Source organism: Microvirga sp. ACRRW (assembly GCF_022346925.1).
Lineage (GTDB): Bacteria > Pseudomonadota > Alphaproteobacteria > Rhizobiales > Beijerinckiaceae > Microvirga.
Genome location: NZ_JAKRNJ010000001.1, coordinates 507,187 through 521,430 on the forward strand (window position 1 = coordinate 507,187; position 14,244 = coordinate 521,430).

At 60.9% G+C, this 14,244-nt stretch carries 14 protein-coding genes; 7 read left to right on the forward strand and 7 right to left on the reverse strand.

Features of this window, described 5'->3' with window-relative positions; translation table 11 throughout:
• Positions 1 to 73: 73 nt before the first annotated feature.
• Complete coding sequence (locus tag MHY87_RS02430) at positions 74 to 301, forward strand: hypothetical protein (RefSeq protein WP_239349012.1); 228 nt, start codon at positions 74 to 76, stop codon at positions 299 to 301.
• Positions 302 to 318: 17 nt separating this feature from the next.
• On the opposite strand, the gene MHY87_RS02435 is transcribed toward MHY87_RS02430, so the two are convergent.
• The 3 genes from MHY87_RS02435 to MHY87_RS02445 form a co-directional block, all read right to left on the reverse strand.
• Positions 319 to 1,065 carry an extensin family protein gene (locus MHY87_RS02435; protein WP_239349014.1) on the reverse strand — a complete coding sequence of 249 codons (747 nt, stop codon included), beginning with the start codon at positions 1,063 to 1,065 and terminating at the stop codon, positions 319 to 321.
• Between the two features lie 66 nt (positions 1,066 to 1,131).
• Positions 1,132 to 1,752 (reverse strand): class I SAM-dependent methyltransferase, encoded by a 621-nt coding sequence (locus MHY87_RS02440; RefSeq protein ID WP_239349016.1) that lies wholly within the window; start codon positions 1,750 to 1,752, stop codon positions 1,132 to 1,134.
• A gap of 32 nt (positions 1,753 to 1,784) precedes the next feature.
• Positions 1,785 to 2,021, reverse strand: a complete 237-nt coding sequence (locus MHY87_RS02445; RefSeq protein WP_239349018.1) for a DUF1127 domain-containing protein — start codon at positions 2,019 to 2,021, stop codon at positions 1,785 to 1,787.
• Between the two features lie 138 nt (positions 2,022 to 2,159).
• Between MHY87_RS02445 and MHY87_RS02450 the strand changes: the two genes are divergently transcribed.
• From MHY87_RS02450 to MHY87_RS02475, 6 genes are all read left to right on the forward strand, one after another.
• Positions 2,160 to 2,849 (forward strand): Crp/Fnr family transcriptional regulator, encoded by a 690-nt coding sequence (locus MHY87_RS02450; protein ID WP_239349020.1) that lies wholly within the window; start codon positions 2,160 to 2,162, stop codon positions 2,847 to 2,849.
• Positions 2,850 to 2,915: 66 nt separating this feature from the next.
• Entirely contained in the window at positions 2,916 to 3,887 is a 972-nt protein-coding gene (locus MHY87_RS02455; RefSeq protein ID WP_239349022.1) for a homocysteine S-methyltransferase family protein, read from the forward strand.
• A 347-nt stretch (positions 3,888 to 4,234) separates the two neighbouring features.
• The gene (locus tag MHY87_RS02460) at positions 4,235 to 5,125 is read left to right on the forward strand and encodes an ABC transporter substrate-binding protein (protein WP_239349024.1); all 891 of its coding nucleotides are present in this window, start codon (positions 4,235 to 4,237) and stop codon (positions 5,123 to 5,125) included.
• On the forward strand, positions 5,122 to 8,430 hold the full coding sequence (locus MHY87_RS02465) for a PAS-domain containing protein (RefSeq protein ID WP_239349026.1): 3,309 nt from the start codon (positions 5,122 to 5,124) through the stop codon (positions 8,428 to 8,430). The genes MHY87_RS02460 and MHY87_RS02465 overlap by 4 nt, the downstream gene beginning before the upstream one ends.
• On the forward strand, positions 8,430 to 8,795 hold the full coding sequence (locus MHY87_RS02470; protein ID WP_239349028.1) for a response regulator: 366 nt from the start codon (positions 8,430 to 8,432) through the stop codon (positions 8,793 to 8,795). Before MHY87_RS02465 ends, MHY87_RS02470 begins: the two co-directional genes overlap by 1 nt.
• Positions 8,796 to 8,800: 5 nt before the next feature.
• The gene (locus MHY87_RS02475; RefSeq protein WP_239349030.1) at positions 8,801 to 9,919 is read left to right on the forward strand and encodes an adenylate/guanylate cyclase domain-containing protein; all 1,119 of its coding nucleotides are present in this window, start codon (positions 8,801 to 8,803) and stop codon (positions 9,917 to 9,919) included.
• On the opposite strand, the gene MHY87_RS02480 is transcribed toward MHY87_RS02475, so the two are convergent.
• Genes MHY87_RS02480 through MHY87_RS02495 form a run of 4 tightly spaced genes read right to left on the reverse strand, consistent with a single transcriptional unit; the run spans position 9,916 to position 14,239 of the window.
• Positions 9,916 to 11,388: a mannitol dehydrogenase family protein gene (locus MHY87_RS02480; RefSeq protein WP_239349032.1), complete on the reverse strand. Its 1,473-nt coding sequence runs from the start codon at positions 11,386 to 11,388 to the stop codon at positions 9,916 to 9,918. The two genes, MHY87_RS02475 and MHY87_RS02480, sit on opposite strands and share 4 nt — an antisense overlap.
• A gap of 7 nt (positions 11,389 to 11,395) precedes the next feature.
• On the reverse strand, positions 11,396 to 12,238 hold the full coding sequence (locus MHY87_RS02485; protein WP_239349737.1) for an ABC transporter permease: 843 nt from the start codon (positions 12,236 to 12,238) through the stop codon (positions 11,396 to 11,398).
• A 7-nt stretch (positions 12,239 to 12,245) separates the two neighbouring features.
• Entirely contained in the window at positions 12,246 to 13,154 is a 909-nt protein-coding gene (locus MHY87_RS02490; RefSeq protein ID WP_239349739.1) for an ABC transporter permease, read from the reverse strand.
• The gene (locus MHY87_RS02495) at positions 13,154 to 14,239 is read right to left on the reverse strand and encodes an ABC transporter ATP-binding protein (RefSeq protein WP_239349034.1); all 1,086 of its coding nucleotides are present in this window, start codon (positions 14,237 to 14,239) and stop codon (positions 13,154 to 13,156) included. The genes MHY87_RS02490 and MHY87_RS02495 overlap by 1 nt, the downstream gene beginning before the upstream one ends.
• Positions 14,240 to 14,244: the final 5 nt, after the last annotated feature.

Below are 14,244 nucleotides of genomic sequence, written 5' to 3' on the forward strand. Positions count from 1 at the left end.
GGAGAGCAGACAAGGTTTGCTGGAATCGGTAAGTTCTTCTCAACAACGTAGGGGCAGAACAATGAAACCTGACATGGACCTGATCGGCGCACTCACTTCCTTCTCGGTCGGCACGCTCGATGGCCGCGACGCGATGATGGTGATCGAGATGGCGTCGACGCCGGAGGAGTACGAGAGCGGGGTGCGCCGGCAGCTGCCGGTGGCGATGACGCCGGAGCATGCGCGCGAGCTGGGCGAAGCGCTGTTGTTGGCCGCCAAAGCCGCGCTCATGGGCGACACCCCCTCTCACGTCTTGAACTGAGAGCGTCAGGTTTCCTCTCATCGGCATGCGCGATATGAGCCCATGTCGAAATGAAAATGATCGTGATGCGCCTCGTTGTAATCGGGGCTCAGCACGACATCGAAGAAGGTGCAGGCGCCATCGCGCACGGCCCGCAGGAAAGCCGCGTGGCGCTGATCGCCTCCCTCCCAGTCGCGCCGCACCGTGACCTGCCGGCCATCTGCGAGAACGAAAGCGGCAATGTCGATGGCGTTGGCCGTCGCATGCTCGCTGCGCCGTCCCTGATCGCGATGATTGATATTCCGGCACGCATAGGTGCCGACATGGACGATGCGCACCACGTCCTGCCCGAGATGCTCACGCGCGGCAGGCCCCACCACATGCTCGTCGAACAGCGCCCAGGCCACGGCCAGCGGGCATGTCGCCGTGGCGTTGCGGCTCAGGGCACGGGACGCATTCCCGATCTCGACTGCATCGGAAAGCCCGCAGCCGTCGCCGCTCACGCGGTCCGCGACAGGCTTGTACGAAACATCCGAATTCGCCAGCACCGCCAGACATTGTGGAGTGTCTCCATCCAGGCGGGAGAGCTTGATCCGCGTCAGCCAGTTCACGTCATCCGCAATGCGCAGCGGCACGAACGGATTGAGATGGCGGGGAATGTCGATCACTCCGCCCCAGACAAGCCCTGAAAGGACCACGCCCCCGATCAGGGCGGTAAGGGCCAAACGGCCAAGAAGCACCGGAAGAATGCGTGTTCGGTGGTGGGGCGTAGAAAGAGGCTGCATGAGAAGGTTTTAGGGCCGCTTGCCAAAGGAGCCACCGGCCCAACCATTCCTTGCGCTCTGCGATGCTCAGCTCGCCTGTGCGATGCCTCGGCAATGGAATCCGAGAACGCGGGGAGCCCCGCCGAGATAGTATTCCTCCATATCCTGAATGGAGAACCCGCTTCTCCTGAGAAGCTCCGCCACCGGCCTCGTCAGGTTGCAACCTACAGCGAGAGAGCGCCAGATCGGGTTGAGGCGGCGCTGCCACCGCGCCACATCCTCCTCAGGCGACAGGCCATGCTCCAGAAAGAGCACCCTGCCCTCAGGCTTGAGAACCCGCCTGATCTCCTTGAGCGCCATCTCGGGATCGTCGACGGAGCACAAGGTATAGGTGATCACCGCCGTGTCGATGGTGTCGTCGCCCAGGGGAAGCGCCTCGGCCGGAGCGCGCACGATTTCCACCGGGACGTGGCTGCTGCGGTGGCGCGCCTCACCGAGATGAAGGAAGTCGTCGTTTGGATCGACTCCTATGACCCTCGTCACGTTGAGCGGGTTGTAGAACCGCAAGTTCAGGCCAGGTCCCATTCCAATCTCGAGAACCACGCCGCGCGCGAGGGGAATGACCCGCTCACGCTCTGCGGTAATGTCGTCCATTGAGCAAAGGCAGCTGACGAATTTCGGGCCGATATAGCGAGAATAAAGGTTCATCGTCGTCCTCGTGGGAAAAAGTTGTTCGGGGTCTATCGTTTCGAACCGCGCCAGCCGTAATAGACGTCGAGGGGCTCCAGCCCGATGTCATGCAGCATGTGCTCGTCGAGCTGCGCCAGCTGCTGACGGGTCTGCTCCCGCGCTGCGGCTTTTCTCATCAGCGCAAGGAAGTAGCGGGACGATTTGACGGCGCTCTCTGCGGCGGCTCGCACAAGCCGGCCATAATGGGAGAGTTCGGAACTGTGCATCGAAGCAGTGCTGTGCATCATGACATGCCTCCCAGCATTTTTGATGCTAGACTGGGCCTCACCAGACCCGGCTGTTGTCGATCATGCGTCGTCCGCGCCTGGTCTTCTGTGATCCGGGTCACATTGCAGCCGCGCTGTCATGGCTGAGGAAACGCTCCTATGGCTGGACCGCACAACCTTGCGCTTCTGCTCAAGGCCAATCCCTTCTTCGCCGGTCTGGGCGACGAGGCCATCGAGGCGATCGCGGTGCTGTGCGTCACCCGGCGCCTCGAACCGGGCGAAACGCTCTTCCTCAAAGGCGATCCGGGAGATGCGCTTTACGCCGTCCGGCGCGGGCAGGTTCGGATCGCGACGGGCAGTTCATCCGGCAAGCGGCTGACCCTCAACCTGCTGGGGCCCGGCGATGTGTTCGGCGAGGTCGCGCTGCTCGATGGGCGCCCGCGGACTGCCGATGCGGTGGCTGTGGAGCCGACTGAACTCTACACGGTTTTCCGCCGCGACTTCTTCAACCTTCTCGAACGTCGCCCCTCCGTCGCCATCCGCCTGATCGAGCTGCTCTGCGAGCGCATTCGCTGGATGAGCTCGCAGATCGAGGAGCGTGCTTTGCTGCCGCTCGGAACAAGACTCGCCCACCGTCTCGTCGCGCTCAGCGAAGATTATGGCCGCGATCTGCATGTCAGCCAGGAGGAACTGGCCATCTTCGTGGGCGCCAGCAGAGAGAGCGTGAACCGGCAGCTTCAGAGCTGGCGGCGCATGGGCTGGGTGGAACTGAGCCGCAACTGCATCCGCGTTCTTCATCCATCGCACCTGTACCGATCTTCCGACGGCGCCGAGCGGGATTCCGTGTGATCCGCATCACAGAACGAAATGATCTCTGCTCTCAGTATGCAGGCCTTCTTCAAGGGGAGATGAGCCATGGCCCTTTATCGACAAAAGTTGCCGCAGCTCTCCGGCGGCGACTTCCTGACCGACGGCGGATTGGAAACAGCCCTCATCTTCCACCACGGGATAGACCTGCCCTGCTTTGCCGCCTTCCCGCTTGTGATGAGCGAGGACGGGCGCGAGACATTGAGGCGCTATTTCAAACCCTACCTTGAAACAGCCATGCAACAGCATGTCGGCTTCATTCTCGACACGGTCACATGGCGAACCAACAAGGATTGGGGCGAGAAGCTCGGCTATTCGGCGCAGGATCTCACCGAGGTTCAGCGCCAATCGGTCTCTTTCGCCAGTGAACTGCGCGACGCTTACGCGACGAACGGCACACCCATCGTCATCAACGGCATCCTCGGGCCGCGCGGCGACGGCTACAAGGCAGATGACCGGATGAGTTCCGACGAAGCGGAGCAATACCATGCGCCGCTGATTGAAGTGTTCTGCGACACCGCGGCGGACATGGTGAGTGCGATGACGATGACCTATCCCGAAGAGGCCATCGGAATCGCGCGCGCAGCGCAGAGTCGCGGCATGCCGATCGTGATTTCTTTCACCGTCGAAACCGATGGCCGCCTGCCCTCCGGGGACAGCCTGCGAGAGGCAATCGAGAAGGTGGACGCCGCCACCGGCTCGGGGCCGATCTATTACATGATCAACTGCGCACATCCGAAGCATTTCGAGGAAGCCTTGAATGCCAAAGAAGCCTGGCTCGATCGGATCAAGGGGATCAGGGCCAATGCCTCCACCTTGAGCCACGCCGAACTCGATGCGGCGACAGAACTCGACGACGGCGATCCTGCTGCGCTCGGGCTTCACTACCGTATGCTGCGCAACACATTGAAGCAGCTGCGTGTGCTGGGAGGATGCTGCGGGACGGACCACCGTCACATCGCTGCGATTTGCGAAGCTTGCAGCCCGGCTGACACTGAAAACGCTCCACCGCGTGTATGAGAAAAGCCGTGCAAAGCCTTATTGGAAAACATGCCCCCGCCGCCTCTCAGGCCTTGATGGGAAGCGCTATATCGGAACTAACTCTTAAGGGGTGTGCGGACGCAAAAGAGTTGGGAGCGACGCTTTCGCGACATAGTATGTTTTAGGAAGCGAAACTCACAAGCAAGGCATAGGCCCGCGGCACAATGTGAGAAGGACAAGCGTCCGCCAAAGGCAATCGAACGTTCACTCGATCGGATTATGCCATGTCACGACGTTTCGACCATGCACGATCTGGAATGCGGAAGGCAGCGCTTATCCGCTTTGTTCTTTGTGCTCTCTTCATTCTTCCATCCCTCGGAGAGGCCTTGGCGCAGGACGTCGCCAGGAAGGTTCTCCATATCGATTCCTATCATGCGGGCAATCAGTGGAACGATCGGATCGTCGCCGCGCTGCGGGAAACGCTGAGCGGCAAAGGCGTCGATTTCCGCGTGTTCCACATGGACACGAAGCGGCGCCCGTCGCCAAGCGACATCCACGCCTCCGCCGAAGAGGCTGCGCGGGTGATCGATGAGTTCAAGCCCGACGTGATCACTACCAACGACGATCCCGCCACGCAGTATTTCATCATGCCCTACCTTCGCGATGCCTCCATTCCGGTTGTTTTCTGCGGGCTGAACTGGGACGCTTCAACCTACGGGCTTCCCTATCGCAACACCACGGGCATGGTGGAGGTCTCGCCGATCCCACAGATCGTAAAACTGATGCGCCGGCACGCACGCGGCCCGAGGCTTGGTTTTCTCGCCGAGGATACGCCGGTCAAGCACAAGGAGATTTCCTATCACGAACGCCTTTTCGGCATCACTTATGAGAAGACCTATTTCGTGAACTCTCTTGCGGAGTGGAAGGAATCCTTCCTGCGTGCGCAGAAGGAAGTCGACATGCTCATGGTTCTGGGTGTCGGCGCATTGCCGGACTGGAACCTTGCCGAAGCAACCCGCTTCGTGGAAGAGCGCAGCGAGATTCCGAGCGGAACGGATTTCGAGTGGCTGACGGCTGTGAGCCTCATCGGCGTAGTGAAAAGCCCGCAGGAGCAGGGACGCTGGGTGGGACAGGCGACGCTTCGCATTCTCGAAGGCGTTCAGCCCCGCGACATCCCCCTCTCGTACAACCGTGAAGGTGAGTTGTTCTTCAACGACAGGATCGCCCGCAGGCTCGGCATCAAGGATCTCCCACCCCTTGCCAGGGCCGTCCCATGATGCGTCCCGGGCGTACTGCTTCTTCCGGGGTTACAAGTCCCAAGCGCTCTCTCACGCTACAGACGCTCCGCAAAATCGCAATCCGCATCAGCCTCGTGGTCGCGGCCGCCACCATCCTGAGCTACTGGCATGTCAAGACCGGCTTCGAGCAGCAGGCCACCGAAAACCTCGAGCGCTATGTCGAGCAAAGGCGCGAGCGCGAAAGCGCCATCTTCGATCTCGCCAGCAGCAACATCCAGACCTTCTCGGAGAGCTATCTGCGCGAGATCCGCCAGATGGATCTCTTGGGAGCGGAGCAACGCTTCGCAACCCTCTTCGAGCAGCATTCCGACGGCACCACCCGCCTGACGGAGAACGTCTTCAAGACCTATGGCGTCACGGGCTTCATCGGCAAGCATGTGATGATCGAGCGCGATCTCAAGCGGCGCCTCGTGGTCGCGTTCGACCTGATCACGCAGTTCGGCCCTGCCTGGAAGAGTCAATTCGCCAATCTCTATGTGATGACGCCGGAAGGCGCCGTGATCATGTATTGGCCCGACCAGCCGTGGGCTCTGCGCGCAAGCGACTGGGAAATCGCCGGCAAGCTGAACCTGCTCTCCGAGAAAAAGGACGACGTGCTCATTGCCAGCACCGGAGCCGTTGGCAGCTCCGTCAAGGAACGATGGTCCGAGCTTTACTTCGATTACGGCATCAACGACTGGCTCGTCTCGGTCACGCGCCCGGCCCTCATGGACGGGCGACCGGCCATCAAGATCGGGCAGGACATTCTCGTCCACGACCTGATTGGGCGTGCCGTCAGCACGGGCCTGGATGGAACCTACAACATCCTATTTTCAGAAGAAGGCCGGATCATCGCTCATCCCCGCTTCATGGATGCCATTCAGGCGCGCAGCGGCTCGTTGCCCGTCTCCGAGACTGGCGATCAGAACCTTGAGAGAATTCATCGGCTGACCCTTGATCGCTCGCCGCAGCAGACCGTCATTCGCGATCAGACGGACAATCAGGTGATCGCCGTCACGAAGCTTAGCGGGCCGGGATGGACGCTCGCCACTGTCTATCCGCTGGATGTTGCCGCGGAAAGCGCCTGGAAGACCGCTCGCCTCATTCTCCTCATGGGTGTGTTGGCGCTTCTTCTCGAAATCGCCATCATGAGTTCCACTCTCAGGAGCCAGATCGCTATTCCCCTGCGGTTGCTCGTCCGCGCCACGAGTTCCGTGGGCAAGGGAGAGTTCAAGACGCATCTCAACCTGAACCGGCAGGATGAGATCGGAGAGCTGGCGGAAGCCTTCACCACGATGGCCCGGCAGATCGACGCCCGCGAGACGGCGCTCAGCGAGCGCAGCGCGAGTCTCGCTAAGCTGAACGAAGAACTCGCCCATGAACTGAGCGAACGTGAGAAGGCCGAGCGTGAGTTGGCACGCCATCGCGAGCTCAACGCCCTTCTCGACACCATCGATTACGGCATTCTTTTCCTGAGCCCGGACCTCAAGATCCGCCTCGCCAACAGGGCTTACAAGGACATGTGGGCCGTGCCGCAAGCACAGATCGCCAAGGGCACGCCCATTCGCGATGTGATCGCGCACCATAGCCGCGCACTCGGCATCGAGCATGAGTACAATGACGCCTTCATTGAGCGCAGCATGCAGGACATCCGGCATTGCGATGAAGCGCCGATCGAGATCCAGTCACCCAACAATCGCGTCCTCCGCTATCATTGCGTAGCCCTGCCTGATGGCGGGCGGATGCTCACTTATGTGGACATTACCGAGCAGAAGCGTGCCCTCGACGCCATTGCTTTGGCCGAGCAACGTCAACGGCGGCTTTTGGAAATGGCCCCCTATCCGCTGGTGGTGACGCGAATGTCCGACGGGCGGATTCTCTATGCCAATGCCCGAACCGCCGAAGCCATCGGCCTGAGCCAGGAAGAGGTGCGCGGCACGCTCGCGCCGAATTACTACGCAAACCCAGCCGACCGTGAGCGCATTATCAAGGTTCTGACGCAGGAAGGCCGTGTCCAGGACGTGGAAGTTCGCCTGCGGCGTTATGACGGCAGCGAGTTCTGGGCCTTGGTGAATGCGAGCTTCGCCGACTACGAATCCACGCCGGCTCTTCTCTTCGCTTTCAACGACATCACGGAACTGAAACAGAGGGAAACGCAGCTCAAGCAGGCGAAGAAAGAAACCGAGGCGGCGCTGCGCGACCTCAACGCCGTGTTGGAGACCATTCAATACGGCATCCTGTTCCTCGACCCCGATTTCCATATCCGCCTTGCCAACCGCGCTTATCGTGAGATCTGGCAGATGCCGGAGGGGTTCTACGAGAACTCCCGCTCGCTCGAAGACGACATGGAGAAAAGTCGCCAGATCGGCAGCTACGACGTATCCGACGAGGAATGGCAAACCTACAAGGCGAGACGGATTGAGGAAATTAAGAGCGGCATTGCTGCGACAACGGAAATGCGCCTGAAGAGCGGGCAAGTTCTTCAATACCACATCATTGCATTGCCGGATGGCGGGCGAATGCTCACCTATTTCGACATCACGGACTTGAAACTGTTCGAGGATGTCCTGCGGCAAGCTAAGGAACAAGCCGAGGAAGCGAGCCAAGCGAAATCCCGCTTCCTAGCAAATGTAAGTCACGAGCTTCGCACGCCGCTCAACGCGGTGCTCGGCTATACGGAGCTGCTGATCGACGGCCTCTACGGCGACTTGCCCGAGAAGGCTCATGGCATTCTCACCCGCGTGCAGGTAAACGGCAGGCATTTGCTCGCTCTCATCAACGACATTCTCGACCTCTCGAAGATCGAGGCCGGTGAACTCCTGATCGCCTCGGAAACCTATTCGGTTTTCGATCTCATCTATGCAGCCGTGACAACAGCGGAACCCCTTGCGAAGGCCAAGGGGCTTGCGCTTCGCGTCTCCATCCCTGATGGCCTGCCCTATGGCAGCGGCGATGAGCGTAGACTGACCCAGGTACTCGTCAATCTCGTCGGCAACGCCATAAAATTCACGGAAAAAGGATCCGTCGATGTCGAGGCCAACGTAGAAGGCGGTCGCCTGAAGATTTCCATCAAGGATACCGGCGTCGGCATTCCTCTGAACGACCAGAAGGTCATCTTCGAGGCCTTCCAGCAAGGCTCCAACGCCATGAATGGAGGCACCGGGACAGGTCTCGGCCTCGCCATCTCGAAGCGTATCGTGCACATGCACGGCGGCACGATTCAGGTGTGCTCGGCTGTGGGGGAAGGCTCCACTTTCACCATCGATCTTCCGCTCGAGGTGCGGCCTGCCACGGAGGCCGCCTGATGAGCAAGCGGATCCTGATCGTGGAGGATACGGAGGATAACCGGCGGATCCTGCGCGACCTCTTGAGCAATGCGGGATTCGACATATGCGAGGCGCATGACGGCCAAGCCGCCGTGACCGCGGCGACCGAGTTCCGGCCCGATCTGATTCTGATGGACATTCAGCTTCCCATCCTCGACGGATACGAAGCCATCCGGCACATCAAGGCCAACAAGGCCATCCAGCCGCCCCCCATCATCGCCGTCACGTCCTATGCTCTGTCAGGGGACGAAGAAAAGGCCTGGGCCGCCGGATGCGACGGATACATCGCGAAGCCTTTCAGCCCGCGCCAAATTCTCGCGAAGATTCGCGAGCTTCTGGAGTGACGTCCATGCGCGAGCGTCCTCTCATCCTGGTGGTCGATGATATCGAAGAGAACATCGAGATCGTCCGGGTGCGCCTGGAAGCGCAAGGATATGAGATCGCAACCGCAACGAACGGACGCGAAGCGCTGGAGCAGACCGGCAGGCTTCGCCCGGACCTGATCCTTCTCGATATCATGATGCCGGAAATGGATGGGATCGAGGTGACCAGGCGGCTCAAGGGCGACAATGTCCTTCGCGCGATCCCCATCATCCTGCTGACGGCGAAATCCAGCATCAAGGACGTGGTGGCGGGCCTCGATGCCGGAGGCGACGATTACCTCACCAAACCGTTCGAGCCCGCGACCCTTGTCGCGAGGGTGCGCTCGCTGCTGCGGATCAAGACCCTTTACGACACGGTTCAATCGCAGGCCGCCGAGTTGTCCTTTCTCAACAGAGATCTGGAAGCGCGGGTGGAGCAGCAGGTGCAGGAACTCGACCGGTTACGTGATCTGCGGCGTTTTCTGCCGCCTCAGGTCGCCGACATGATCGCCTCGAAAGGCGGCGATGCCGAAATTCTCAAGCATCATCGCCGTGAGATCGTCGTCCTTTTCTGCGATCTGCGTGGATTTACCAGCTTTGCCGAAATCGCCGCGCCGGAAGAAGTGATGGATCTGTTGAATGCCTATCATTCGACTCTCGGCCCCTTGATCCATGCAGCGGAAGGAACGCTCGAACGGTTCGCAGGCGACGGCATGATGATCTTCTTCAACGATCCCATCCCCTGCCCCGATCCTGCCGCACGGGCGGTGCGGCTCGCCATCGGCATGCAAGAAACCACGCAGGCGCTTGCACGCGATTGGCAGCTTCGCGGCTATTCCATCGGCTTCGGGATCGGCATTGCACAAGGCTATGCGACGCTGGGGCGGATCGGTTTCGAAGGCCGGTTCGATTACGCGGCCATCGGCACCGTGACGAATGTAGCGGCCCGCCTCTGCTCCGAAGCGCGCGACGGACAGATCCTTGTCACGCAGCGGGTTGCGGCGGAGGCTGAGGACATAACCACAGCCGCTGCACTCGGCGACTTTCAATTGAAGGGCCTGAGCCGGCCTATCCCGATCTACAATATCGAAGGCCTGAAGGATTAGACCCAATTGGCGACCGTCCGCTTCGCCCCTTGCGCATAAAGCTGCCCAAGCGCAGCCTTCACGGGGCCGGTAAAGCGTGCATCGTGCGGAAGATCGTCTCCGAAAATCTCCCGCACCGCGAGCAGTTCTCCAGCCAATCTCTCAGGCGACACCCCTGCCCGGTCCGCCGTCTCCCGCAGGCGTGCAGCCATGGGGTCGCGCACATCGATGGGAGCGCCCTGCTCGTCGATGCCGGTCACGTAACGCATCCAGGCCGCGACGCCGAGCGCGAGGCGTTGGATTGGCGCATCGTCACGAAGCCTGTCCCGCACGGTCCCAAGCAGGCGCTGCGGCAATTTCTGCGATCCATCCATGGCGATCTGCCATGTGCGATGCCGAAGGGCAGGATTCTTGAAGCGCTCGATGAGCGCACGCTTGTAGGCAGCAAGATCGGCGCCGGCAGGCATGTGGAGCGTCGACGTCACTTCCTCATTCATGAGCCCTGCAATCAGGCGCTCGAAAGCAGGATCCGCCATCGTGTCGGCCACGGTTTCATAACCCGCGAGATAGCCGAGATAGGCCAGTGTCGAGTGGCTCCCGTTGAGAAGCCGCAGCTTCATATGCTCATAGGGCTCCACATCCGACACGAACTCCGCGCCGACTGTTTCCCAAGTTGGGCGGCCTTGAGGAAAGCTGTCCTCGATCACCCATTGCGTGAAAGGCTCGGTCACGACGGGCCATGCGTCGGTGACGCCAAGCTCCTCACGGATACGCCTGCGATCCTCATCGCTCGTTGCGGGAACGATCCGGTCGACCATGGTGCATGGACAAGCGACTTCATTCGCCACGAAGCGTCCAAAGGCAGGATCGCTCAGTTCGGCGAACCGCGTCAGAACACGCTTCACCGTGCGGCCGTTGGAGGGAAGGTTATCACAGGTCAGAACCGTGAAAGGCGGAACACCCGCGATCCTACGGCGGCGCAAGGCCTCGATGATAAAGCCTGGAGCGGATCGGGGCAGATGCGGATTGCGCAGATCATGCACGACATCCGGATGCGACTCGTTCAGCGTTCCCGTTGCCGGATCGTGGCAATAGCCCTTCTCCGTCACCGTCAACGAGACGATCCGCGTTTTCGGGTCCGCCATGACCTTCAAGAGATCCTCGATGGCCTGCGGGGCGACGATCACTCGTTGAATCGCGCCTATAACCCGCAGCTTCTCGCCCTCTCCCGAGCGGATAGAGAGAGTGTAGAGCCCGTCCTGCGGCTCAAGCGCGTCATAGGTATCGGGGCTGCGCAGGCTCGCCGCCACGATGCCCCAGTGCGGTTCCTGCGCCAGGATGTCCTCCACATAGACGGCCTGATGGGCGCGGTGAAAGGCTCCGACGCCGAGATGCACGATCCCCGTCGTGACCGCACTGCGGTCGTAAGGCGGGCGCATGACAGCGCGCGGCAGATCGTTGAGACTTGCTTCGCTCAAACGCTTCGACATGGCATCCTCAATGCGCGGGTTGCTGCTTGGCGCGAGTGACGATCTGCGTCGGGTTGACGAACCGCAGCGCGATCACGAGCCACACCAGCGTGGTCGCCATATAGACCACCGCCATGGCGTCAATGGATTGCACGGCACGCACGCCTGCCGCGAAGACGGCATAATAGAGCGCCACGACCAGAGTCTGGCTCGTCGGCCCCGCCACCAGGAAGGTCAGTTCGAACATCGCAATGGTGCGCACCAGCACGAGCAGCAACGCCGCCAGAATGCCCGGCAGAAGCAGCGGCAGGAGCACATGGATGAAGAGCTTGAAGGTATTGGCGCCGAACACCCGCGCCGCCGCCTCGATCTTCGGATCGATCTGCTCGATGAATGGGATCATGACGAGGATCACGAAGGGAACCGTCGGCACGAGATTGGCAACGACCACACCCCAGAACGTGCCTGCAAGTCCTGTCCGGTAGAGCACGGTTGCGAGCGGAATGCCGAAGGTGATCGGTGGGATCAGGAGCGGCAGCAGGAAGAGCAGAACCAGAAGACGCTTTCCCGGAAAGTCGCGGCGCGCAAGCGCATAGGCCGCCGTGACGCCGAGCACGCCAGAAATCAGCACCACCAGCCCGACGACCTGGAAGGTGACGATCAGGACGTCCCAGAGCTGGAATTCGTTCCAGGCAGAGGAATACCACCGCGTGGTCCAGCCGACCGGCAGCCAAGTGCCGAGCCAGCGCGTGGCGAATGAGCTCGTGACCACCGTCGCGATCATGGCCAGCAGATTGACGATGAAGAAGCCGACGACGCTCCAGACGGCCACGGCCCATAGTTTCGAGCCAATCGTCGTATCGCGGATCATCATGATGTCACCCTTTCGCGCCGGAGGCGGGGCCGCGGTAGAACAGCCCGCGAGACGCGAGCACCAGCACGACAATGCCGAGCTGAACGAAGCCCATGATCATTGCGACGGCAGAGGCCATGGAATAATCGTATTCCTCGAATGCCGCCTGATAGGCCGCAATGGAGATCACGCGCGTCGTGCCCGCAGGCTCGCCGAGCAGCACCGCCGAGGGAAAGACAGAGAATGCCTGCACGAAGGACAGGCAGAACGTGATGGCGAATCCCGGCATCAGCAGCGGCAGATAGATATGCAGGAAACGCTGCCATGCACTTGCCCCGAGCGTCGCCGCCGCCTGCTCCAGCGCCGGATCGATACCCGTGACATAGGAGAGTGTCAGCAGGAACGTGAACGGGAATCCTGTGATCACGAGGGACGCGAACACGCCCCAATAATTGTGCACGAGCCGCAAGGGCTGATCGATGATGCCGAGGGTCACGAGGGTGCGGTTGAACCACCCTTGAGGGCCCAGATAATTCAGAAGCCCTTCCGCCACCAGAACCGTGCCGAGAGTGATCGGCAGAACGAGGATCGTCGTCAGCAGGCGTTGATGCCGCATGAGACGGACGCGGAATGAGATCGGAACCGCAAGCAGCAGATTGAGAAGCGTGACGGGGATGGACAGCAGGAGCGTGTTGCCGATGGTGGCGTAAAAGTAAGAGTCAGAGAAGAAGCGCTGGTAATTGGCAAGCCAGCCGCCATTCTTCGGCTCGAACGACAACACGAAGCCGAAGGCGAACGGATAGACGAAGAGCAGCAAGCTGAAGATGGCGGCGGGAACAACCAGAAGCGTGACGGCATCGAAACCCTTCGCAGCCAAGCGCTGCCTCAGGCTGGGGCCGTGATCGATAGGCGTCGTGGGCGCGACAGCTTCCATCATTGCCTCCCCTTGATCGGCTCGGCAAAGACGAGGACGCGCTCATTGTCCGCCCGCAGGTGCACGACCGATCCCAGTTCGACCGGCTGATGCGAGCGGAAGACGAAATCGAGCCCGCCTTCGGAATGCGCCGTTCCCACGAACTCGCGGCCACGATACTCGATAGTGTCGACCTTGACCTTCAGCGCGTTCTCACCGGGATCGCCGAGAACGAGATCATCCGGTCGGATCGCAGCATACGCGGTCGATCCCACCGACAGACTTTCGCGCGCGATGCCACCGATCCGTGCGCCTTCCACATCGAGAAGCACGCGGCCGTTGTCGACTGAAACAACCTTGCCCTTCAGCTTGTTGCGGAAGCCCATGAAGTCGGCGACATCGAGATGGGCGGGCGCGTCATAAAGCTCCTTCGGCGTTCCGACTTGGCGGATCACGCCGTCTCGCAGCACCACGATCCGGTCGGCGAGCGACAAGGCTTCATCCTGATCGTGCGTGACATAGATGGTCGTCGCGCCAAGCTCGTTGTGAATGCGCCGGATTTCCGCGCGCATTTCGAGGCGTAGTTTTGCATCGAGGTTCGAGAGCGGCTCGTCCATGAGAACCAGCGGCGGCTCGATGACGATGGCGCGAGCAATAGCCACGCGCTGCTGCTGGCCGCCCGAGAGCTGCCCCGGCAGCTTGTTCTCCTGACCTTCGAGGCGCACGAGGCTCAGTGCCTCGTTCACCTTGCGGTCGATCTCCGCTTTCGGCGTGCCGCGCATTTTGAGGCCGAAGCCGATATTCTGGCGGACATTGAGATGGGGGAAGAGCGCATAGTTCTGGAACACCATCCCGAACCCGCGCTCCTCCGGACGCAGCGTGTCGATCCGGTTCTTGTCGAGCCAGATCGCGCCGCCCGTGACGGGGAGAAGACCCGCGATGCAGTTCAATGTTGTCGACTTGCCGCAGCCCGATGGTCCGAGCAGCGCGATGAACTCGCGCCGTTGGATCGTGAGGGACACATCGCGCAGAGCGTTGAGCGCGCCGAATTCGCGCTTGACGCGATCAAGCCGGACTTCGTTGAACTGTGAGAGAGCTATGGTCATCGCGG

What these genes read in the sequence shown, in the direction of transcription:
- MHY87_RS02430 (WP_239349012.1), top strand. Translation starts at nt 74, where the DNA reads ATGGACCTGATCGGCGCACTCACTTCCTTCTCGGTCGGCACGCTCGAT.
- MHY87_RS02435 (WP_239349014.1), bottom strand. Translation starts at nt 1,065, where the DNA reads ATGCAGCCTCTTTCTACGCCCCACCACCGAACACGCATTCTTCCGGTG.
- MHY87_RS02440 (WP_239349016.1), bottom strand. Translation starts at nt 1,752, where the DNA reads ATGAACCTTTATTCTCGCTATATCGGCCCGAAATTCGTCAGCTGCCTT.
- MHY87_RS02445 (WP_239349018.1), bottom strand. Translation starts at nt 2,021, where the DNA reads ATGATGCACAGCACTGCTTCGATGCACAGTTCCGAACTCTCCCATTAT.
- MHY87_RS02450 (WP_239349020.1), top strand. Translation starts at nt 2,160, where the DNA reads ATGGCTGGACCGCACAACCTTGCGCTTCTGCTCAAGGCCAATCCCTTC.
- MHY87_RS02455 (WP_239349022.1), top strand. Translation starts at nt 2,916, where the DNA reads ATGGCCCTTTATCGACAAAAGTTGCCGCAGCTCTCCGGCGGCGACTTC.
- MHY87_RS02465 (WP_239349026.1), top strand. Translation starts at nt 5,122, where the DNA reads ATGATGCGTCCCGGGCGTACTGCTTCTTCCGGGGTTACAAGTCCCAAG.
- MHY87_RS02470 (WP_239349028.1), top strand. Translation starts at nt 8,430, where the DNA reads ATGAGCAAGCGGATCCTGATCGTGGAGGATACGGAGGATAACCGGCGG.
- MHY87_RS02475 (WP_239349030.1), top strand. Translation starts at nt 8,801, where the DNA reads ATGCGCGAGCGTCCTCTCATCCTGGTGGTCGATGATATCGAAGAGAAC.
- MHY87_RS02480 (WP_239349032.1), bottom strand. Translation starts at nt 11,388, where the DNA reads ATGTCGAAGCGTTTGAGCGAAGCAAGTCTCAACGATCTGCCGCGCGCT.
- MHY87_RS02485 (WP_239349737.1), bottom strand. Translation starts at nt 12,238, where the DNA reads ATGATCCGCGATACGACGATTGGCTCGAAACTATGGGCCGTGGCCGTC.
- MHY87_RS02490 (WP_239349739.1), bottom strand. Translation starts at nt 13,154, where the DNA reads ATGGAAGCTGTCGCGCCCACGACGCCTATCGATCACGGCCCCAGCCTG.
- MHY87_RS02495 (WP_239349034.1), bottom strand. Translation starts at nt 14,239, where the DNA reads ATGACCATAGCTCTCTCACAGTTCAACGAAGTCCGGCTTGATCGCGTC.